The organism is Bacillus sp. TCT6, from assembly GCF_056033845.1.
In genome coordinates, this window is sequence record NZ_JBVYHX010000001.1 from 3,612,610 (window position 1) to 3,635,520 (window position 22,911).

Sequence of the window (22,911 nt, forward strand, 5' to 3'; positions counted from 1 at the left end):
AACATCCGATTAGTGAAAGGTAATAATCAACGAGAGAGAATCACTCCCCACTGATTAAAGCCTCACTTTATTTTTTTACAAGCTTATTCATTACTTCATACAGCTTATTTGCTGCATCTGGAATACCTAGTTTCTTAGCAGCTAGCTTCATATTTTGTAATGTTTGTGCATCCAATAAAATCTCATCAATATCACGAATAAGTGTTTCAGCTGTTAAATCTTTTTCAAGTAACATTTTTGCCGCTCCTTTATCAACAACTGAACGTGCATTCTTTTCCTGATGATTATTTGTTACGTACGGACTCGGTATTAACACACTTGGTTTTCCTAACGCTGTTAATTCTGCAAGTGTTGTTGCCCCAGCCCTTGAAACAACAAGGTCTACACCAGTTAGTACCTCTGGCATATTATGAATGAACGGCTTAATAATAACATTGTTCGGGTTCCCTTTTTGCTTCACGGCTTCCATCACTTTGTCATAATGTACTTCACCTGTTACATATAGTATTTCGTAGCTTTTGTTCCCAAACTGTTCAATTGCTTCAACGAAGGCATCGTTAATCGGTCTAGCCCCACGACTTCCACCAAATATAAGTACAGACTTTTTAGGAAGAGAAAGCCCAACTGAACGTTTCCCTTTCATTCCATTTTGATCCATTACCTCTGATGCTCGCGGATTACCTGTCATTACCACTTTTGACTCTGGAAAATGCTCTGTAGCTGCTTCAAAACAAACAGCAACTTTATCAACATAACGACTTAAAAATTTGTTCGTTACACCTGGTACACTATTTTGTTCATGTACAATAGTCGGAATACCTAATTTGGCTGCAGCGTATACAACTGGTCCACATACATATCCACCCGTTCCAATTACGATATCCGGATTAAAACGACGAATATATCGTTTACTATCCTGTACACCTTTTAGAAAACGCATTACTGTTTTCACATTATCTAATGATATTTTTCGTTTAAATCCGCTTATAACAATAGATTGAAATGGTATACCTGCTTTTGGAACGATTGTACTCTCTAGTCCATTTTCCGTACCAATATATAAAAATCTTGCTTCTGGATTTAACTTTTTTATTTCTCTAATTAAAGCAAGAGCTGGATAAATATGACCACCAGTACCCCCACCACTCACTAATACACGCACTACTAACTCCTCCGCTTCTCTTTTCTTATTTCCATTATATTTATTTCTATATACATATTGCATTTTTACACACATACGAAAAACCCTGTCTTATAAACAGGGTTTAGTAGCGAGAATGGCGACTTATATTTAATAATACACCTACTGCCATTAACATTAATGTCAAACTTGATCCACCATAACTTAAAAACGGCAAGGTAATACCCGTAACGGGCATCAGTCCTGTTACAACACCAACATTAATCATTACTTGAATCGCAATCATCGCCACAATACCTACTGCTAAAAACGTACCATATAAATCTGGCGCTCCTAATGCGATACGAATCCCGCGCCATAATAATAGACTAAATAATAATAACACAAATGAACCACCAATAAAACCTAATTCCTCGGATAAGATTGCAAATATAAAGTCAGTTTGTGGTTCAGGTAAATAAAGAAATTTTTGTCTACTTTGTCCAAGCCCAAGTCCAAATAATCCACCGGGTCCAATTGCGAGTAATGATTGGATAATTTGAAATCCACTTCCAAGCGGATCTGCCCACGGGTCTAAATATGATGTAATGCGCTTCATTCGATACGGTGCTGATGCGATTAACCCTACAAACCCTGCTACACCAAGCAAACCAAACATCGCAAAGTGAAAGACCCTCGCTCCCGAAATAAATATCATAATGATACATGTCCCAACCATTACCGTTCCTGTCCCAAGGTCTGGCTGTAACATAATCATCCCAAAAGCAAGAAACACAAAACTAAGAGCCGGTAATAAACCACGTTTAAAAGATGTAATCAATTTTTGCCGTTCCGCTAAAAACTTTGCCAAGAAAATAATCATCGCAAACTTCATAAATTCTGACGGTTGAATCGAAAATGCTCCGATCCCAATCCAACTTCGTGCTCCTCCTCGAACAAGACCTACTCCAGGAATAAGAACGAGAATAAGAAGAATGAAGCAAACTAGCAAAATTACTTTTGAATACGTACGCCACACCCAATAATCAATTTTCATAATAAAAAACATAGCTACTACACCAAGACCCGCAAACAGTAATTGTCTTTTGGCAAAAAAGAATGAGTCCCCCATTTTATAAGAGGCCCAAACTGCACTCGCACTATAAACCATAATCATTCCGATTGTCAACAATGAAAGTGTTACGATGATGAGAATAAAATCAGGCGTTTTCTTCATTACCCACAAACACCACCTCTTTAGGCAGAACCTTTTGCCCTATGTAACAAAACATCAGTAGGTGTTAGCCTACTGATGTTTTGATTTACTTTATATAAGTTTATGCACAGCTTGTATAAAAATGTCTCCTCTTTCTTCAAATGTTTTAAATTGATCCCAGCTTGCACACGCTGGAGAAAGAAGAACAACATCATCTTCTTTAGAATGAGCATAAGCTTTCACCACTGCTTCATCTAAAGTATCGACACTTTCAATTATATCTAATCCCGCTTTTTCTGCCGCTCTTACTAGTTTGGGAGCTGTTTGTCCAAATGTTACAATCGCTTTTACATTTTTGAAATACGGAATTAAATCATCGAATTCATTTCCGCGATCAAGCCCACCTGCTAGTAACACAATCGGTTGTGTAAACGCAGATAGTGCTTTCTCAGTCGCTAACATATTCGTTGCTTTTGAATCATTATAAAACTTACGGTTGTTAATCGTTGTTACATATTCTAAACGATGTTTTACACCAGTAAAACGTTTTAACACGACCGTAATTGCTTCATTAGAAGTACCTAATAATTTCGCAATACTCATCGCAGCTAAAATATTTTCTAGATTATGTTGACCAGGTAAAACGATATCACTTACTTCAACAACTTTTTCACCTTTGAAATAAAGAGCGTTATCTTTTATACACGCGCCATCTTCAATTTCTTTCGTTGTCGAAAACAGGATTTTTTGACCTTTAGTATCCGCAGATAACTCCATCACATCTGCATCATCCGCATTTATTACACTATAATCGTTTTCTGTTTGGTTTTTAAAAACATTTGCTTTTGCTAAACCATATTCCTTCTTCGTCCCATGATAATCTAAGTGGGCTTCAAATAAGTTTAAGAACGCTGCAATTTTAGGTTGGAACGATTCTACTCCCATCAATTGGAACGATGAAAGCTCTGTAACTACAACTTCATTTTCTTTTGCATCCTGTGCTACTTCACAAGCTACAGTTCCTATATTCCCTGCAATAACAGGATGCTTTTGTCCCTCTTTTAACATTTCAAATGTCAGCATTGTTGTCGTCGTTTTACCATTAGACCCTGTAATTCCAACAAATGGTGCTTTTGAAATACGATATGCTAATTCAACTTCCGTAACAATTGGAATTTCTTTTTCTTTCGCAGCAACTAATATTGGATTAGAATACGGGATTCCTGGATTTTTAACGACAAGAGAAATATTTCTCTCTAATAATTCTAAAGGATGGCCACCGCATACAACGTCCATTCCTTTTGCTTGTAATTCTGCAGCAAGTACATTGTCTGCTAAAGGCTTTCCGTCATTTACAATGACATTCGCCCCTAATTTTTGCAACAAAGTAGCTGCTGCATAACCACTCTTTGCAATGCCTAATACAAGAATATTTTTATTTTGAAATTCAGTTACAGTTTTCAATTACATCCACACCCCGATATAAATTCCTAACACAGCTAATAAAAATCCTACAGACCAAAACGTTACAACAACGCGCCATTCTGACCAACCACATAATTCATAATGGTGGTGTAATGGACTCATTTTAAAGACACGTTTTCCTGTTGTTTTAAACGAAATAACTTGAATAATAACAGATAAAGTTTCCATTACGAATACTCCACCAATAATTACAAGTAGTAATTCTTGTTTTAATAAAATTGCTACAGCTGCGATAGCTCCACCTAAAGCTAAGGAACCTGTATCCCCCATAAATACTTTTGCTGGATTCGCGTTGAATACTAAAAATCCCAGTACTGCTCCGACAACTGCCATACAGAATATCGCAACTCCAAATTGTTCTTGTGCTACTGCAATAATACTAAATGCTCCAAATGCAATAGCCGCTGTTCCTGATAATAAACCATCTAAACCATCAGTTAAGTTAACCGCATTCGAGCCACCGATTAGCATAAATAGTACAAGTACAAAATACGCCCAACCTAATTCAAACTTAACATCCGTACCTGGAATCATGATATATGTGTGAAATGCTTGCCCTTTTCCAATTAAAAAGAACGCAATAGCAATAACAAGCTGACCTACTAATTTTTGTTTTGATGTTAAACCAAGATTTCTCTTCTTAACTACCTTTATGTAGTCATCTAAAAATCCAATCAATCCATAACCAAATGTCACTAATAATAATAACGAAACCTCTGCACCTAAATGATTAAACTTAATCGCCATAATAAGTGAAGTGACCATCATAGATACATATATGACAATACCGCCCATTGTCGGTGTCCCTGATTTTTTTTGATGTGACTTTGGTCCCTCATCACGAATACTCTGTCCGAACTTTAATTTTCTTAAAAATGGAATAAACAATGGCGAAAGGGCAACAGAAATTAAGAATGCTACCCCAGCCGTTACTAATAAACCTTGCTCAAGCACATGTAGTCCTCCTCTCACGTTGTTACTCTTCGTTGTTTAAACGCCCTGTAATTGCTTCTTTCGCAACTTCACGATCATCAAAATGATGAACTTCTTTACCAATAATTTGATACGTTTCATGACCCTTACCAGCAATAATAATGATATCATCTGCTTTCACATTAGCGATCGCATGGTGTATCGCTTCTTTTCTATCAATAATCACTTCATAATTATTCCCACTTGCACCCTGTACCATATCATCTAAAATAGCCGCTGGATCTTCACTTCTTGGATTATCTGATGTATAAATTGCATGAGTTGCATATTTTGTTGCAACACTTGCCATTATCGGTCTCTTTGTTCGATCCCTATCGCCGCCACAACCAACGATACAATACACATCACCTTTTGCAAATTGTTTTGCAGTTTTTAATACATTTTCTAAACTATCTGGCGTATGCGCGTAATCAACAATAACTGTATAATTTTGTCCGCCATCAACAACTTCAAAACGTCCTGGAACCCCAGCTAGTTCTTTTATAACAGCAATGATTGTTTGTAATTTCACACCCGAAACAAGTCCTGCTGCTGTTGCTGCAAGTACGTTATATACATTGAATTTACCTATTAATTTCATCGTAACATTTACACTTTCATACGGTGTGACAAGCGTAAATGTAGTCCCGCCACTCGTCATAACGATATTTTTTGCCATAATGTCACTTGTTGTATCAATACCATATGTTACAACTGTTGCTGCAGTACTTCTCATATACTCTTCTGTTACATTATCATCGCTATTCAGCACAGCGTACTTTTCACGATTATGATTATAACTATTGCCAAGCTGTGCAAATAGTAACCCTTTTGCATGTTTATATTCTTCCATCGTTTTATGATAATCTAAATGATCTTGTGTTAAATTCGTAAACACCGCTACATCGTAATCACATCCGTGTACACGACCAAGATCTAACGCATGTGACGAAACTTCCATTACCGTGCTGTCCACACCTTGTTCAACCATTTTTGAAAACGTCTGTTGAAGTGTTAGTGCATCTGGTGTTGTATTTTTCACCTCAAATGTTTCATCACCGATTTTCATATTAATCGTCCCAATTAGCCCTGTTTTATGACCATGTGCTCGCATAATCTCATCCATAATATGCGATGTTGTTGTCTTTCCATTTGTACCTGTAATTCCGATTAAATGTAACTTGTGTGTCGGTTGACCATAAAAATAATCAGCTAAAACCGCTAACGAACGAAAAGTATTTTTCACAAGTACAACTGGAACGTCAACATCAATTGGTCTTTCCGCAACAATAGCAGCCGCTCCTTGTGCCGCTGCTTGCTTAGCAAAATCATGGCTATCAACCGTATATCCTTTCATACATACAAATAAGCTTCCTTCTTTCACTTTACGTGAATCAGCTTCTATAGATGTGATTTCTGGATTTTCTTTTGGAACAACTGGAAAATCATGCAAACATGATAAAAGTGTATGCAACTTCATTTCACTAAACCCTCTCTACATTGTTTATTTATCTTTTTTTCAGTAAGCAACACATTACCTCCTATATAAGGAGGTAAGTGCTACTGGCCTATTTATGAATGAGACACTTATTGTCTCACATTAAGTAACTGTTCTATAAAGAACTCACTTCCACCAATTGTACCATAAAACGTACTATGTTACCTTTAATTCCCGAAGTAAATTCTAATTTTTGAGCCTTCTTTTACTTTAGCTCCCGCTTCTGGTGATTGCTTAATTACTTTCTCTCCATCTCCACTTATATCAAGCTGCAAATCGACGAGTTGTGTTTGTAAGTCTTTCTTTTTCATTCCAATTAAATTCGGAACTTCCACAGTTGGTGTATCGCCCCATTTATATTCTTTCTCAACTTGTTCTTTTCTCGGTTTCACTCCCATAACAGGAAGAGCATCTCGAAGGATATTCCCGACAATTGGAGCTGCTACCACTCCACCAAACTGTGTAACCCCTTTTGGATTATCCACAGCAACATACACAACAATCTCTGGATCATCCGCTGGAGCAAATCCGATAAAAGATACAATATAATTATTCTCTAAATATTTACCATCTTTCACCTTTTGAGCAGTACCCGTTTTTCCACCTACACGATATCCATCAATATAAGCTCCTTTACCAGAACCTTTCGCTACAACATTCTCTAATGCATAACGAACTTTTTCTGAAGTTTCCTTGGAAATAACTTTTCTTTTCTCAACAGGTGTCTTTTTACTAACAACTTGATTATTTTTTGGATCAATAAACTCCTTAGCTATATACGGCTGATACAATGTTCCACCATTTACAGCCGCCGCTACAGCTGCTACTTGTTGAATTGGTGTAACAGAAACCCCTTGGCCGAATGAAGTTGTTGCTTGCTCTACTGGACCAACTTTATCTAAATTAAATAAAATCCCACTGCCTTCACCTTGCAAGTCAATTCCAGTCTTCTGCCCAAAACCAAAATTACGAATGTATTTAAATAATCGGTCTTTACCAAGGCGATCACCAAGTTCAATAAATCCCGGGTTACATGAGTTTTGAACGACTTCTAAAAACGTTTGACTGCCATGACCTCCTGCTTTCCAGCATTTCAATCTAGCTCCACCGACTTCAGCTGCTCCATCATCATAAAACGTATCCTTCTCTAAGTCTACTAAATTTTCATTCAATGCTGCAGCTAATGTAATGATCTTAAATGTTGAACCAGGCTCATACGTACTCCACACAGGTAGATTTCTGTTATACACTTCTGGAGAGACACTTTGAAAATCCGCTGGATCAAAACTCGGCCGACTAGACATACCTAAAATTTCACCATTTTTAGGATTCATTGCAATCGCAATCATACCGTCTGGATTATAAGTTGACTCCGCAATATTCATTTCTCTTTCCATAATCCTTGTAATACGCGCATCGATTGTTAATCCTAAATTTAAACCAGCTTCTGGTTTTTTGAAATCATCACCAACATTAGGCATCCTTTGTCCTTTCGCATCTGCAAAAAAACGCACATGACCTTTGTCCCCATTTAGCTCCTTATCATAATATTTTTCTAGTCCCATAAGACCTTGGTTATCGCTACCTGCAAAACCTAATACATGTGATAAAAAATTCCCAAATGGGTAGTACCGGATAGAATCCTCTGCGATATACACGCCCTTCAAACTTAAGCCTCGTACCTCTTTCGCTTTGTCATGTGATATTTTCCTTCCGCCTTTATCTAACCTTACAATCGATTCTTTTTTTGTAATCCTCTTATAAATCTCATCTTTTTCCACACCTAATACTGCAGCTAACTTCTCTGCAGTCTCTGCTGGTTTTTCAATTTGCCTCGGTACAACAAAGACAGTTGGAGCACTTTTATTCGTGGCAAGTTCCACACCATTTCGGTCTAAAATTTTCCCACGTTCGGGTTCAAAAGTAATATTACGACTCCATGAATCTTTCGCACGATCCGTTAACATATTCCCAAGAAAAAATTGCACATATCCAAGACGAATATCGATAATAGTGAAGATAAGTATACCTGATATAAGTATAAAAATAAGTCGTTTTCTAACTGTTACATTTGATACACGCATATCGGAACAAGCCTCCCTTACGCCTAGCTTGTTCCAATATATGCTTGTACTTATTTAATTAGAACTTCTTCTCTTTTACCATTACGGCTTTTCTGCTTCTTGTTGTGGTTCGAGTGGCGGTACGAGTGTGACACCTAATTCTGTACCAGGTTGTAATAATGTTCCTTCCGCCACACTTTGTTCTGTTACGTATCCTGTACCAGAAGGCTTCAAGTTAAGCTGTAATGTCTTCGCTAAATTCATAACATCACGCAGTGCCCATCCTTGTATATTTGGCATTGTAGGCTTATCTCCTACCAAGAAGACTCGGTCGCCTTTCAATGTTTGTTCAGTCGCTTTTGGTACTTGTTGCTGTACTTTCCCTTCACCTAATACGATTGGACGAAGTTTTGCTTTATCAATTGCTTTCTCCGCTTCAGCCATCGTTTTACCAGTTACATCTGGAACAGTAGTTTGTTGCTCTTTCAGATGTTTTTTCGGATCTTTCACTTCATTTGGCTTAATCTTTAAATACTCTAAACTATTTTTTGTTACATATTTAAAAATATCAGCTAAAGGCTGTGCACCGTTCTCATCATCTTTTAATTTCGGCTGTTTTACAGCTACATAAACAACAAGTTGTGGGTCGTCCATTGGTGCCATACCTAAGAATGAGAATATATAATTCTGTCTTCCTGTCATATAGCCGCCTTTTCCATCCGGAATTTGCGCTGTACCTGTTTTACCACCAACTGAATATCCATCAATTTTATAAGCTGTCCCTGTACCTTTCGGAGATGTAACAACACGTTCTAATAACTGTCTTACTTGCGCTGCTGTTTCCTTTGTAACAGGTTTTCCTACTTCTTCTGGCTTATGTTCTAATTTTACTTTCCCTGTTATCGGATCTACAATTTTATCAATTGCATAAGGTTTCATCATTTTCCCATCATTTGCAATAGCTGTTGCAGCTTGTACAAGCTGAATTGGTGTTACAGTGGAACCTTGTCCAAAAGCTGTTGTCACTTGTTGTATTTGCTGATCAAATAAAATTGTATTCGATCCTTCACCTGATAAATCAATGTTCGTTTTTTCATCTAATCCAAAACTATGAATATATTTTCGGAAACGTTCTGGACCAAGTTTTTGATCTCCTAAAATTGCAAACGCTACGTTTGAAGAACGTTCTACCCCTTCATCAAACGTGATAGAGCCCCAACCAGCACCGCCGTTATGATCTTTTATTTTCCTATTTCCGACTTGATATGTCCCGGACTGATAATAATCTTGCCCTTTGTACACACCTTCATTAATAGCTGCCGCTAACGTGAAAATTTTCATTGTTGATCCAGGTTCAAATGCATTGGCAATTGCGTCATTGAAGAAATATTTAATTTGACGATCATTAGGGTCATAACTAGGTTTAGTAGACGTCGCTAATATTTTTCCAGTTTTCGGATCTGCAACAATCCCTATTAAACTTTCTGGTTCATATTGCTTACTTGCTGCTTTCATCGCGTCTTCTAAATAACTTTGGACACGGTGATCAATTGTTAAATACGCGTTATCTCCATTTTTAGGTGCCTTTACATTAACTTTTCCACCATCAAGAGACACACCTTTACGGTCACCTGTATATGCTACTTCTCCGTTAGAAGCACTTAAATATTTATCCAAGCTTTTCTCTATGCCAAATTGACCTACCGAGGTTCCATTCTCATTTGGTTTTGCATGACCTATAACGTAAGATGCGAAATCACCGTTTGGATACACCCTTGCATTTTCTGTAATAAAAGATATTCCCGGCAACTTCAACGCTTCTATTTGTTCCTTCTTTTCTTTCGTCAAATCCTTACCTAACGTTCCAAATTCGACTTGACTTCTACCTTCCTTATTTAAAGAAGCTAAAATATCCTCTTCGCCTTTTCCAAGTACTCCTGCAATTTTCTTTGCAGTATCTTCTTTATTCTCAACAGAGTTAGCACCTTTTAGGGCGGCTACTATTTTATAAGAGTTTGCGTCTTGCGCTAACACATGACCGTTTTGATCATAAATGGTTCCTCTGTTCGCTTCAAGAACTCCTGTTTTACTATGCTTTTGTTTAGCAAGTGCATCTAAATCTTGATTATGAACTGTTCCTGTTGATTGTATGTAAAAAAATCGGGCTAATAACAGCAAAAAGAGCAGGAGGAAAAATATCATAAAATAACCTGCTCCCTTATTGGTATGAAATTTAGTCATATTCTTCTTCATCGTTCCTTCACACCTATTGCCTTATTTGAGGCCTTTCACATTATTCGCATTAATTTCTAGCCCGTGTTTTTTTGCAACTTCAGCGATTCGTTCATAGCGACTTAACTTCTCTACTTCAGCTTGTAATTCTTGATTTTCTTTTTGCTGCTGTACAATTTTTTCTTCTATCGTCGCTGCTTCTACATTAACTTGATAAAGGCCTGCTTTATTTCCAATAAACGCGACACAGGCATACAATAAAAAGCCAATAAACGCTACATACAACAGTTTTTCGATTCTTGTAATTTTCGCTTTAACTTTCGGCTTAACCATCTGCTGTGGGGGCGTTTGAATTTGCACCTCTTCTTGCGCTTGTTGTTTGTACTTTACAGCTAAATTAGTCATACCTCTCTCTCCCTTTTATCGTTTTTCAGCGATTCTCAACTTCGCAGAACGCGCACGATTATTTTCTTCTAGCTCTATATCAGAAGGTAAAATCGGTTTTCTTGTAATAAGCTTTAATTTTGGCTTAAATTCATCAGGAATAATCGGTAATCCTGGCGGCAATTGTGGCGTAGTACTATTTCGCTTAAACGTTGTTTTACAAATACGATCTTCTAATGAATGGAATGTTATAACACTAACTCTTCCACCTGGCTTAACCATCTCAATAGCAGATTCCAATGCTTCTTCAAATACTTTTAATTCATCATTTACAGCTATACGAATTGCCTGAAACACTCGCTTAGCAGGATGCCCACCAGTTCTACGAGCAGGAGCCGGAATACCTTCTTTAATTAGCTCTACTAATTCTCCTGTCGTTTCAATAGCTTTATTCTCACGATAAGCTTCAATTTTTCTTGCAATTTGTTTTGAAAATTTCTCTTCACCGTATTGGAAGAAAATCCTTACAAGTTGTTCATATGACCAACTATTTACAACATCATATGCTGTTAATGGGGCATCTTGATCCATCCGCATATCTAACGGTGCATCATGATGATAACTAAAGCCTCGCTCTGGTGTATCTAATTGTGGGGATGAAACACCTAAATCAAATAAAATACCGTCTACTTCTGTTATACCTATTTCCTGCAGTTTTTCAGCTAAATAGCGGAAGTTACTCTTTACTGTTATAAACTGTTCACCGTATGAAGAGAACTTTTCTTTCGCGTTTTGAATCGCTATCTCATCTTGATCAAACGCTATTAATTTTCCACCTTCAGTTAATTGGGATAATAAATAAGAACTATGTCCTCCTCCCCCCAGTGTACAATCTACATATGTACCATCTGGCTTTATATCTAAGCCGTCTACTGTTTCCTTTAAAAGCACTGTTACGTGTTTAAACATTGTTGCACCTACTCTTTTTCCAATTAATTATGTTGAATGTATCCCTTCCTCTAAACACATCTTTCACGCTTAGAGAATGAAATAATACGAAAGAACGACTCATTTAACTTACCAATAAAGGCAACATACTATACAAATCGCTATTTTCTTTTATTATATACTAAATTTTATCATCTTTTGCGGGAATTTAAATAAAAAACTGTCGAAAAAGCGAATAATACGTTTACATTTTGTGCTATTTTGTCATATATTTAAGTATCCAACACAATTATCACATCTATTTTTTTGATTGATAATTCAGAAAAAAATCACTTCACAGTAAATTCAACGGAATAAAAATAAAATCCTGCTCCAAGGAGCAAGATTTTATAGTTTTATAACATGATGTTTTCCGTCCCAAGAAAAAGGGTTTTCCATTACACGATCAACGAAATCCAAACCAAACTGATTTAAATAATAACATACATTCCACACACGTTCTTGCGGCGCACCTAATGGACGAAGTGCGAATTGTATACGGCGAAATTTATTTAGCTGAACCTCATACTTTTTCTCAACATTTCTTTTCAACATTCTTTCCAGCAGTTCAATTTGTTCATTAATTTTCAATTCGTTTTTCCCTGCAAACGCACTTAACCCCGGCTCTATTTTCTTTACAAATTGCTGTAAAGATGTATGAATATCGGCAATTTCTTTTTTCGCCTTTTCAAAATGATTATCAATCGGTTCCTCTATTTGATTAGACAACCAGTTTTCACGCAGTTTATCGACATCATTTAAAAACGGATCACTTTCTCTCAATTGCAGATCGAATAAATCTGTCGCTATACATCTCTCCACATAAGTAATTGTAAGACGAGGAACGACAGGTGGCATTTGAAAACCGACAGTATGGAATACTTGTTGTAATTCACTCCAATAAGCTAATTCCCCTGGACCTCCAATAAATGCGAGCGTAGGAAATACATACTCTTGCATAAGAGGACGTGTTACAACATTATTACTAAAACGTGCCGGATTTCTCTCCATCTCTTCAATCAACTCTTCGTATGAAAATGAATGCGCCCCATCCTTTCCAACAAACTTACCTTGATGCTCTTCAAGCAATACTCGTTCATTATCTATTTCCATAAATATATGCACTGCATGAGACTTCGTTTCAATAATCGGTTTGTATCCTAGTTCTTTAATTACTTCCTGCTGATTACGAAGGCCCTCTTGTACCTCTTTATACTTACTTATAATTCGCTTAAAAAATGGAATTTCTAACTTTCTTAATTCAGGATGATGTGAATCAACAAGGATTAAACCAGAATTAGCAAAGATTTTCGTAATAAGATGAGCAAAGAAATCTACATACGTATTCGATTTTTCCAAAGCATCATCAACAAATTTTAATACATCCTTTGTAAAATTTGTTTCTGGATATGTTTTAAAAATCTCTTCAATCCAATTTCTACAATCTTCAACAGAAAGTTCAGACTCAGAAGCACTCGCCTTTTTCGGATTACGATCATAAAAAATAGTTTTTTTCATCTTTTTATTTTTCGCTAAAAAAGTATGGTTAATCTCATCCATATCATGGTCTTCACCCGCAATCCAGAAGACAGGGACAACTTTCACCCCTAAACTTTCTTCTTTTTCCTTTGCAAGCTTTAAAATTGAAATAACTTTATGAATTGTATAAAGCGGTCCAGTTAATAACCCCGCTTGTTGTCCAGCTATTACAACATATGTATTTTCATCTCCAAGCGCTTTTACATTTTGAAGTGTAGATTCTCCCGCTTGTAATTTTGTATTATATTCTAATAAATGCGCTACTACATCTTGGCGGAAAAACTCCCTTTCACGCAAATCATGTAAACGCTGTTTAAAAGCATCTTCTGTTAACATATAATCAAAACATGACTGTATCTCTTTTTTACCGTTCATATAGTCCGCTACAACACCTTGTTGCGGAACAGAGATTTCTTTTATCTCCATATAATTCTTCCTTTCGTATCCAGTTCTCTCACCAATCCACATTGTAGTCAATGTTTCACGTAAAAGCAAAGAATAACACTTATACTCTTGTTTCTAACCCTTTTATTGCATCGAACAAAAATTGAAGTGTCGGAACTGGTCGTTGCTGTTTCTTAGCCTCTTCTAATACATATCCAACAATCGCATTAATTTCCGTCTGTCTATTCGCTCTTACATCGGCTAGCATAGAGGATGTATTACGAGACGTTCCTTCACACACATTGCGTACCATTTGCCATACCATCTCTTTTTCTCCTCTAATAAGAAAGGCGACCTCCTGAAACACTTGCTCCATCATTTGATAAAAAAAACGATTCTTGGTTAATTCACCATTCTTAACTCCCAATAACGCCGTCAACGGATTGATACATACATTTACCACTAATTTTTTATGCATAATCTCTTTCCAATCCGTTTCTATTTGAACTGGAAAATAAGACACGGGAAAAGAATGGAATACACTTTCGAAATGTATAGATTGACCACAAACCACTCCAAATTTCGTTACCCCAACTCCAGTATGATGAACGATATGCCCTCCCTCTTTTTTCGCACCATGTTCTACAATACCAACAGCTATATTTTCACACCCTATGTTCAGCATCTTTTGAAGATGTGACATTCCGTTTTGCAAAAAGATTAATGATGCTGCCCCTTCCACAAACGGTAGTATGTCATCTATATGATATTGCTTCACAGCAATAAATATATAATCTAAATTTTGCGCTACCATACTTTCTATCGGTAAAACAGATGGATATACTGTTTCACATGTTCTATCTCTAATACAAGTTACACCTGTTTCATTTAACTCTTCAGCCTGCTTAGCTGTTCTTGTAAACAACGTAACATTTTGGTTACTTTTTTGTAAATAAAATGTATACAATAGACCAATAGCACCTGGTCCGACAATTCCAATTTTCATTTTCACACAAGGGATTCACATTAAGCGCCCTTGCCGCCCCCCTTTTTTTATATCTTTTTAAAGTACATGAGCACGCCCTATAATTTCGTTGTCCTCTGCCAAACAAATACACTCTCATTTTTCACTACGTATATACTGCCTATTAATACACTTATACTCTTAGTTTAGCAAATCCTCAAAAAAATAATAAAAGAAATATACTATCTTCTTCATAAAAATAAAAAAATGAGTTATACTATTATTGTAAATATTTTTACTTTTCTGCATTCAACGAGATAAGAAAAGGATGTGATGTAATGGGATTCCCAAAAGTTGAGCGCTTGCTCATCAATTATAAAACGTTAGATGAATTTAAAAAATTTAAAGGGTGCGGAGCCCAAGAACTATCTATGCTGGAAGAATTGCAAGCAAACATTATTGAAAACGACAGTGAATCTCCATTTTACGGTATTTATTATGGCGGATCACTAATTGCACGTATGAGTCTATATATGAAAAGAAACGGCGGAGAACCATTCGAAATTACAGGTCCTTACCTAGAACTTTATAAACTTGAAGTATTACCAACTTTTCAAAAACAAGGATTCGGGCAAATGCTTGTAAATCATGCGAAACAAATGCAATTTCCTATTAAAACGATAGCGCGTATTCATTCATCTGGTTTTTGGGATAAATTAAGTTTCAACCCCGTATCAGTAACTGATGGAGATTTTTATATTTGGCATCCAGAAACAAATTTGAATGCGGTTACAAACGAAGAATCGGCTTAATAAATAAATAAAAAAAACAGCTGTATAACAGCTGTTTTTTATTTTTTAAGCTTCTCTAACTTTTCATTCGAGCGAGCGTTGTTTCTTTCCACTACCATTACACTTCTTTTTTGATCGATATAATCAAGTAATGTTCTATACTCTTCCTCATATACTGATAATCGCTCCAGAAGACGCTCTCTTTCTGTTTGTAATGATTCAACTTGTTGTTGCAACACCGTTAAAGAGTTTTCATCTTTATAATTTTGCAAGAAGTCAATAACATCATTCAACGTAATTGACGTAGGTTCTAACACCTTCGTCTCTTTCACTTCATAATTTTCTACTTTACGAAGTTGCTTTGCTTCCTCAATACGTTCTTTATATTGCTTTCTTACGTAAGAATTCCATCTAAATCCACATGCTGCTGGTGTACGTGATAAATTTTTTCCCACTTCCTTAAAGGCAGAAAGTTGTGTTCCACCTTCTCGAATATGCCGGAGTACTACTTCTGCCAGAAGCAAATCTTCATCATCAGTCCAAGCATCTTGTCTTGTTGTCGCCATCTCTCTAGTCCTCCCTATGCATTTTTTATTAAGCATATGCAGTTACTAGAAAAGATAGAATACAACAACTAAAGATTAAGACAAAAAAAAATAAACGCAGAAGATATCTTCTGCGTTTATTTTCCCGCAATTACTTGCTGATTACTTCTTTACCTTTGTAAGTACCGCATGCTTTACATACACGGTGAGCTAATTTCGCTTCACCACAGCTTGGGCACTCTACCATACCAGGTACTGATAATTTGAAATGCGTACGACGCTTTCTTTTTACTGTTTTAGAAGTTCTTCTAAAAGGTACAGCCATTCTTCCCACCTCCTTAAAAGAAATAGTTATTTTCATATGAAGGCCTGAACCAGTCTTCCGATTATTTGTCAAAAAACTTTGCAAGTCCTGCCAATCTTGGATCAACAGTCTTTTCTTTGTCTTCTTCCGAAATCACTTGCCAGTCTTGACCTTGCGTCGGTGCTCCACCAGAAACATCATCACTGAAAATTTGCATTGGAATCTCCAAAAGTATATTTTCCTTGATTACGGGCAGTAAGTCAAGTACTTCTCCTTCTAAAGAATGAATTTCAGCTTCAGTTTCAAATTCTTCTTGTGAAGTTTGGAACACCTCAGTTGTTTTAATGTCAAATGGTAATGTCACATCTACTAAAGAGCGAGAACATGGTAAAACCATGCTTCCAGTTATATGTAGATGAAACGTAAACTTACCGGAGCCAAAATCAACTCTTCCCATTACATGCACAGGATTAATTTCACGAATATCTTTCTCGACCTCTTTTAGCTCACTTACATCTACCATCTCATCCAATGTCAATCCTTTATTTCTCAATTTATTCAATTGATGGATGGACCATTTCATATCATATCACCTCAAGGCAACAAACAAAATTATAGCTAGCCATTTTATATTTGTCAATGTTTTTTCTTTACACTATAATGAAGTCATCATAGTAAATAATATATAGAGTATCACGTTTTTCAAAAAGATGCTACATCGAAAGGAGAGATTACCATAAAAGCTGGTGGTATTGTTGTTGAATATAACCCTTTTCATAACGGTCATCTTTATCATGTGCAACAGACAAAAAAGTTAACACAATCCGATATAATAATTGCCGTTATGAGTGGTCCTTTTTTACAGCGTGGTGAGCCCGCACTCATTTCCAAATGGTATCGCACTAAAATGGCCTTAGCAAACGGCGTAGACCTTGTTGTAGAGCTTCCATACGTCTTTGCAACACAAAAGGCTGAAACCTTCGCAAATGGTGCTATTTCCATTTTAAATGCCCTACGTGTTTCTGAAATTTGTTTCGGTAGTGAGGATGGACAAATCAAAAACTTTTATAATACCATCTCCGTACAAAAAAACGAAGAAGAGACTTTTAACTGCCTTGTAAAACAATTCATGGACGCTGGTAATAGTTATGCAAAAGCAACATCAGATGCTTTCTCACACATTTTAACATCCGAAAACAACATTGATATGTCACAACCAAATAATATTTTAGGCTTCCAATATATGAAAGCAATTCTGTCACAGAATAGTTCTATACAAGCTCAAACTATACAAAGATTTGCCTCTCATTATCATGATGAAACATTTAATGACCAATATATTGCAAGCGCGACAAGCATCCGAAAACAACTCTTTAGCGAAGAAGGATCATTTACAACAATTGAACCTTTTCTCCCACAGGCAACCACTTCGCTTTTAGCAAATTACAAACAAAACTACGGGATATTACATAATTGGGAACAATACTTTTCATTTTTTAAATATAAACTCATGACGATGTCTCCAGGGGACTTACGACATATATATGAAATAGAAGAAGGTTTAGAGCATCGTATTTTATCAAAAATACAAAACAGTTCCTCCTTCTATTCATTCATGGAAGCATTAAAAACAAAACGTTATACATGGACTAGATTACAAAGAGCTTGTACACACATTTTAACAAACACAACAAAAGAGGAAATACGTAGCGCAAATATAGAACAACACGCACCATATATCCGCCTGTTAGGCATGTCACAAAAAGGACAAACTTATCTTTCAAAAAACAAGAAAAAAATCGAACTTCCAATCCTTACTCATACAAAAACATTTGACCATGCCGCTTTAGATATAGAGAAAAAAGCAAACTCTGTATATTTCTCCATCATGCACGAACCGTTACGCACGCAACTATTAAAACAGGATATAACACACCATCCTATTCGCTATGATGAAACAACTACAAAATTCCTATAAAAAAACCTCTCTATTTCAGAGAGGTTTTTTCCTTATCCATCTTTTCTAAATATGTTAACGCATCATCCAGCGTATCCACTGGTATAATTTTCATTTTTGTTTTAATATCCTTTGCAGTCTCAAGTGCATCTTTATAGTTCGATTTCTCCGCACCTTTTTCATTTGGCGCAAAGAACACTTCAGCCCCGGCATCGCTAGCAGCCACCACTTTTTGATTTATACCACCAATTGGGCCCACTTCTCCTTTTTCATTAATTGTACCTGTTCCAGCTATCTCATGTCCTTTTGTTAAGTCTTCTTCCACAAGTTGATTATATATTTCTAATGTAAACATTAAACCTGCGGATGGTCCACCAATTTCATGAGAATTAATTTTCACTTTCGGATCGACCACTAATTCTCTTTCCGTAACGATAGAAACACCTATACCGACACGTCCATTTCCATTAGGAATCGTCTTTACATTTAAATTTTCTTTCAATTGTTTTCCATTTCTCATGTACTCAATACTTACAGCATCGCTTTCTTTTTTCCCAGTCATATATTCAATAAATTGCTCCGTCTTTTCAAATGTTTTTCCGTCAACAGCTATAATAACATCACCAAGCTTAAGCTTTCCTTCTGACGGCATTCCTTTTGCCACACCAGCAACTAATACACCTTTATTTTCAAAAGAAACAGAGCGATTTGCACGTTTATATGCATTATAAATTGCGGCATTTTGTGAATCTTTCATCGCATAATTTTGGCGAAATTGATATTCTTCATCACTCTCACCTTTTTGCAATATTTCTTCCGCTTTCGAAATATGTGTATATTTATTAAACTGTGCCGCTATTAAATTCACCACATTTGCTGGCCCCATTGAAACCGTAACAAGCATAAAATCACCAGATTCTTTCGTTCCACCCTCAACTTGAACGTAAGGCTCTAATTTGGCAGCCATTCCTGGTTTTGTTACATAATACGGTAAACGTACGTAAACAAGTAACATCGCCAATATAACCCCTATTAAGATTGCATATATAAACCGAAAACGCTTAAACATTATGTTTCTCCTTCCACTGCTCAATTAATAAATAAATATTTGAAACATGTTTTTCCGCTTCTACTTCTCCAACTCGAATAATGTCTTCAATGTTCGTAAAAGCACGTGAACTAAATTGCTCTACAGCTGGTCGCATCATTAAATCCGATGCAATTTGCCGATTCATTACAAGCTCATGCTGCATAATTTCAATACTTTGCATGATTACGTCATAAATGGACGTAACATCTCCATTCACCTTAATTGGAGATACATCAACAGCGATAACAATATCGGCCCCTAACTCTTTCACAACCGATACTGGGATGCGATCAATAACTCCACCATCCACTAATAATCGTCCATCTATTTTTTCTGGTACAAACACTCCAGGAACAGATATGCTAGCCCTAACCGCATCTGCAACTGGCCCACTTGTAAAAACCACTTTTTCCCCCTTCAGTATGTCAGTAGCCACAACAGCCGTCGGGATATCTAACTCTTCTAAATTTTTATTATATGTAAACATTTTAATCATATCTTTGACACGTTTTCCAGCAATAAATCCCATTTTTGGTACCGTGAAATCTAAATAATACTTCCGCTTAAAAACAGATGCCAATTTATACAATCTTTCAACGTTACTACTTGCCGCATAAAACGTACCTATTAGCGCCCCCATACTACTTCCTGCAATCATATGAATAGGGATATCCGCTTCCCTTAAAACCTTTATTACACCAATATGAGCAAACCCTTTCGCTCCTCCAGACCCAAGCGCTAAACCAATCTTTGGTTCTTTCATTTTTCTCACCCTTTAATTTTTTTCATTCCTTTTTCATACTTATGGTCTAAATTCACTACGTATCCACGTATACTGAAATGAACGTTTTTTGGGACAAAGGGGGATTTACTTACATGTATGAAAAATGGAAAACCGCTTTCCTTACCATATCAACGCTATTTTTAACCTTTTCTCTTGTACTCCACCCCCAAGCCGCTTTGCAAGCTTCTATTCGCGGGTTAAATATATGGTGGGAAGTTGTATTCCCTTCACTACTACCGTTTTTCATCATTGCAGAACTTCTAATTAGTATCGGTGTTGTAAAATTTATTGGCGTTATATTAGAACCACTCATGCGCCCACTTTTTCGCGTTCCAGGGATAGGTGGATTTGTTTGGGCCATGGGAATGGCTTCTGGTTTCCCTGCAGGCGCCAAATTAAGCGCTAGACTACGAAAAAGCAATCTTTTAACTCAGATTGAAGCGGAGCGCCTCGTTTCTTTCACAAATTCTTCTAATCCACTTTTTATTTTCGGTGCTGTGTCTATCGGTTTTTTTAATAATCCGAAATTAGGAATTATATTAGCGGCTGCCCATTATTTCAGTAACTTTGCCGTCGGATTAATTATGCGTTTTTACGGACATAATACCGCTTACAAAAATAATACACACACTACAAAAAAACGCCGCTTTCAAAACCCTTTTTTAATTCTTCACGAGACGCGCTTACAAGAAAAAAGGCCAATCGGTAAATTACTTGGGGATGCTATCGTTTCTTCTATTCAAACATTACTTATGATTGGCGGATTTATTATTTTATTCTCTGTGTTAAATAAAATGATTACTGTATTCCACATTACAGCAGCTCTTTCTTTTATTATGCAACATATTTTATCATTCTTCCAACTAAGTACGGATTTTAGTATACCTATATTATCAGGTATTTTCGAAATGACACTCGGAAGCCAAATGATTAGTCAAATAAATGAAACACCGCTCTTACAACAAGCTATGGTAACAAGCTTCATTTTAGCATTTAGCGGTCTTTCTATTCAGGCACAAGTTGCTAGCATATTAGCTGAAACAGATATCCGATTTAAACCCTATTTTTTCGCACGAATTATTCAAAGTATTCTTGCCCCTATTTTTACATTTGTATTTTGGACACCATTTTATGAGAAAGTGAGTTCTTTCTCACCTATACCAAAAGATATTCCTGTATTTTTATCCAAGCATCCTTCTATACTACATGAAATTTGGACATCTTTTATACATTACGGACCAATTTTTACATTATTTTGTCTATACTTATATATTATTTTATTATTTTTGCGCACGTATAAAGAAAAACCCCGTTCACTTTAACGGGGTTTGAAACTTTTCTTTTAAAGCACGCTCCACAATAGGAGGTACAAGATCTACTACACTTCCTCCATACCTCGCAACTTCTTTCACAATACTCGAGCTTAAAAATGAATATTGGTTGTTTGTCATAATAAAAAATGTTTCAATATTTTCATCTAATTTTCGATTCATAGAAGTAATTTGCATCTCATATTCAAAATCAGAAACTGCTCGTAAACCACGTAATATTGCATTTGCATTACGCATTTTTGCATACTCTACTAACAGCCCACTATGCGAATCTACTTTTACATTCGGGATATCCTTTGTCGCTTCTCGAATTAGTTCTAATCGCTCTTCAACTGAAAAGAATGGTTTTTTTGATGAATTGTTTAAAACGACTACGTACACCTCATCAAATACTTTTGCTCCCCTTTTAATAATATCCAGATGCCCAAGGGTAATTGGATCAAAACTTCCTGAAGAAATAGCTATACTTGTCATTCTGTCCCCTCACCTTCATACTTATAAATCGATATTGCAGTAATCCCATAATTCTCAGCTCGTACTTTCACAAGCCTGCCTATTGAATTAGGTAAAACCACATCATTACCATGCTCTGCCATAATTAATCCATCACTATGCAGCAATCCATGTTGATCCATTACACTAATTAAAGATACAATTTTTTGCTCTTTATATGGAGGATCTATTAATATAAGATCGAATGACATTTCACGTTTTATTAGCGCCTTTACTGCACGTTCCGCATCATTTCGATATACTTCAGCTTGTTCCTGTATTCTACAACTTTCTAAATTTTGATGAATTACTTTTATCGCTTTACTATCCCTATCAACAAAAATCGCTTTATCGATCCCTCTGCTCAAAGCCTCAATTCCAAGACCACCACTACCACCAAATAAATCAAGGGCAATACCACCATCAAAATAAGGACCTATCATATTAAAAATAGATTCTTTTACTTTATCTGTCGTTGGACGTGTTGTATTACCAGGAACCGCTTTAAGTGGGTGTCCTTTACATTTTCCTGAAACTACTCTCATCTGTTGTCACTACCTTTATTTCAATCTATCGAGCGATTATACAAAGCCATTCCCACTTCGGTAACCGTTAACAAATTACATTCACCTAAATATCGGAAAACTCACCATCAAATAACCGCTCATTATTTTTATGTATTCATCTCATCATTCACTAATATGAATCCAATATGTATATTAGTTCCACTTTATCTTTTTTATCCTATCACAAAATAAAAAAAAGAAAAATAA

The 22,911-nt window shown here is 36.2% G+C and carries 21 protein-coding genes; 3 read left to right on the forward strand and 18 right to left on the reverse strand.

The window, feature by feature from the left end; all coding sequences use genetic code 11:
• Positions 1-67: 67 nt before the first annotated feature.
• The 11 genes from murG to panE all read right to left on the reverse strand — a co-directional run bounded on the left by murG (position 68) and on the right by panE (position 14,886).
• Positions 68-1,162 (reverse strand): undecaprenyldiphospho-muramoylpentapeptide beta-N-acetylglucosaminyltransferase, encoded by a 1,095-nt coding sequence (gene murG, locus AC0ONG_RS18245; protein WP_014894899.1) that lies wholly within the window; start codon positions 1,160-1,162, stop codon positions 68-70.
• Positions 1,163-1,265: 103 nt separating this feature from the next.
• A complete protein-coding gene (gene spoVE / locus AC0ONG_RS18250) occupies positions 1,266-2,357 on the reverse strand; it encodes a stage V sporulation protein E (protein ID WP_000753521.1) in 1,092 nt (363 codons plus the stop codon).
• Positions 2,358-2,447: 90 nt separating this feature from the next.
• On the reverse strand, positions 2,448-3,800 hold the full coding sequence (murD, locus tag AC0ONG_RS18255; protein WP_000860096.1) for a UDP-N-acetylmuramoyl-L-alanine--D-glutamate ligase: 1,353 nt from the start codon (positions 3,798-3,800) through the stop codon (positions 2,448-2,450).
• Positions 3,801-4,775, reverse strand: a complete 975-nt coding sequence (mraY, locus tag AC0ONG_RS18260; protein WP_000893058.1) for a phospho-N-acetylmuramoyl-pentapeptide-transferase — start codon at positions 4,773-4,775, stop codon at positions 3,801-3,803. It abuts the gene before it with no gap.
• Positions 4,776-4,797: 22 nt separating this feature from the next.
• Positions 4,798-6,273 carry a UDP-N-acetylmuramoyl-L-alanyl-D-glutamate--2,6-diaminopimelate ligase gene (gene murE, locus AC0ONG_RS18265; RefSeq protein WP_000766291.1) on the reverse strand — a complete coding sequence of 492 codons (1,476 nt, stop codon included), beginning with the start codon at positions 6,271-6,273 and terminating at the stop codon, positions 4,798-4,800.
• A 185-nt stretch (positions 6,274-6,458) separates the two neighbouring features.
• Positions 6,459-8,375: a stage V sporulation protein D gene (locus AC0ONG_RS18270; protein WP_001266235.1), complete on the reverse strand. Its 1,917-nt coding sequence runs from the start codon at positions 8,373-8,375 to the stop codon at positions 6,459-6,461.
• A gap of 81 nt (positions 8,376-8,456) precedes the next feature.
• Positions 8,457-10,607: a penicillin-binding protein gene (locus tag AC0ONG_RS18275; RefSeq protein ID WP_474203624.1), complete on the reverse strand. Its 2,151-nt coding sequence runs from the start codon at positions 10,605-10,607 to the stop codon at positions 8,457-8,459.
• Positions 10,608-10,628: 21 nt separating this feature from the next.
• Positions 10,629-10,991, reverse strand: a complete 363-nt coding sequence (ftsL, locus tag AC0ONG_RS18280; RefSeq protein ID WP_000182806.1) for a cell division protein FtsL — start codon at positions 10,989-10,991, stop codon at positions 10,629-10,631.
• 15 nt (positions 10,992-11,006) lie between these two features.
• Entirely contained in the window at positions 11,007-11,939 is a 933-nt protein-coding gene (gene rsmH / locus AC0ONG_RS18285; RefSeq protein ID WP_000472508.1) for a 16S rRNA (cytosine(1402)-N(4))-methyltransferase RsmH, read from the reverse strand.
• Between the two features lie 366 nt (positions 11,940-12,305).
• Positions 12,306-13,922: a bacillithiol biosynthesis cysteine-adding enzyme BshC gene (gene bshC / locus AC0ONG_RS18290; protein ID WP_000403044.1), complete on the reverse strand. Its 1,617-nt coding sequence runs from the start codon at positions 13,920-13,922 to the stop codon at positions 12,306-12,308.
• Between the two features lie 79 nt (positions 13,923-14,001).
• Positions 14,002-14,886 carry a 2-dehydropantoate 2-reductase gene (panE, locus tag AC0ONG_RS18295; protein ID WP_002082267.1) on the reverse strand — a complete coding sequence of 295 codons (885 nt, stop codon included), beginning with the start codon at positions 14,884-14,886 and terminating at the stop codon, positions 14,002-14,004.
• 296 nt (positions 14,887-15,182) lie between these two features.
• Here panE and AC0ONG_RS18300 point away from each other — a divergent pair, with 296 nt between their 5' ends.
• On the forward strand, positions 15,183-15,656 hold the full coding sequence (locus AC0ONG_RS18300) for an N-acetyltransferase (protein ID WP_000506698.1): 474 nt from the start codon (positions 15,183-15,185) through the stop codon (positions 15,654-15,656).
• A 38-nt stretch (positions 15,657-15,694) separates the two neighbouring features.
• Here AC0ONG_RS18300 and AC0ONG_RS18305 read toward each other — a convergent pair whose 3' ends face one another.
• The 3 genes from AC0ONG_RS18305 to AC0ONG_RS18315 form a co-directional block, all read right to left on the reverse strand.
• On the reverse strand, positions 15,695-16,201 hold the full coding sequence (locus AC0ONG_RS18305) for an RsfA family transcriptional regulator (RefSeq protein ID WP_000246470.1): 507 nt from the start codon (positions 16,199-16,201) through the stop codon (positions 15,695-15,697).
• A gap of 130 nt (positions 16,202-16,331) precedes the next feature.
• Positions 16,332-16,505 carry a 50S ribosomal protein L32 gene (gene rpmF, locus AC0ONG_RS18310; RefSeq protein ID WP_001984764.1) on the reverse strand — a complete coding sequence of 58 codons (174 nt, stop codon included), beginning with the start codon at positions 16,503-16,505 and terminating at the stop codon, positions 16,332-16,334.
• Between the two features lie 61 nt (positions 16,506-16,566).
• The gene (locus AC0ONG_RS18315) at positions 16,567-17,067 is read right to left on the reverse strand and encodes a YceD family protein (protein WP_000872137.1); all 501 of its coding nucleotides are present in this window, start codon (positions 17,065-17,067) and stop codon (positions 16,567-16,569) included.
• 213 nt (positions 17,068-17,280) lie between these two features.
• On the opposite strand from AC0ONG_RS18315, the gene AC0ONG_RS18320 reads away from it, so the two are divergent.
• Positions 17,281-18,462 (forward strand): nucleotidyltransferase, encoded by a 1,182-nt coding sequence (locus AC0ONG_RS18320; protein ID WP_003307657.1) that lies wholly within the window; start codon positions 17,281-17,283, stop codon positions 18,460-18,462.
• A 10-nt stretch (positions 18,463-18,472) separates the two neighbouring features.
• On the opposite strand, the gene AC0ONG_RS18325 is transcribed toward AC0ONG_RS18320, so the two are convergent.
• Together AC0ONG_RS18325 and AC0ONG_RS18330 are read right to left on the reverse strand one after the other, a co-directional pair.
• On the reverse strand, positions 18,473-19,510 hold the full coding sequence (locus AC0ONG_RS18325) for a SepM family pheromone-processing serine protease (protein WP_000476296.1): 1,038 nt from the start codon (positions 19,508-19,510) through the stop codon (positions 18,473-18,475).
• A complete protein-coding gene (locus AC0ONG_RS18330) occupies positions 19,503-20,294 on the reverse strand; it encodes a patatin-like phospholipase family protein (RefSeq protein ID WP_000662584.1) in 792 nt (263 codons plus the stop codon). The genes AC0ONG_RS18325 and AC0ONG_RS18330 overlap by 8 nt, the downstream gene beginning before the upstream one ends.
• Positions 20,295-20,407: 113 nt before the next feature.
• On the opposite strand from AC0ONG_RS18330, the gene ylbJ reads away from it, so the two are divergent.
• The gene (gene ylbJ / locus AC0ONG_RS18335; RefSeq protein ID WP_000273087.1) at positions 20,408-21,637 is read left to right on the forward strand and encodes a sporulation integral membrane protein YlbJ; all 1,230 of its coding nucleotides are present in this window, start codon (positions 20,408-20,410) and stop codon (positions 21,635-21,637) included.
• Here the strand turns inward: ylbJ and coaD are convergent.
• Positions 21,629-22,120, reverse strand: a complete 492-nt coding sequence (gene coaD / locus AC0ONG_RS18340) for a pantetheine-phosphate adenylyltransferase (RefSeq protein ID WP_000200601.1) — start codon at positions 22,118-22,120, stop codon at positions 21,629-21,631. The two genes, ylbJ and coaD, sit on opposite strands and share 9 nt — an antisense overlap.
• Positions 22,117-22,683 carry a 16S rRNA (guanine(966)-N(2))-methyltransferase RsmD gene (gene rsmD / locus AC0ONG_RS18345; protein WP_001266977.1) on the reverse strand — a complete coding sequence of 189 codons (567 nt, stop codon included), beginning with the start codon at positions 22,681-22,683 and terminating at the stop codon, positions 22,117-22,119. The genes coaD and rsmD overlap by 4 nt, the downstream gene beginning before the upstream one ends.
• Positions 22,684-22,911: the final 228 nt, after the last annotated feature.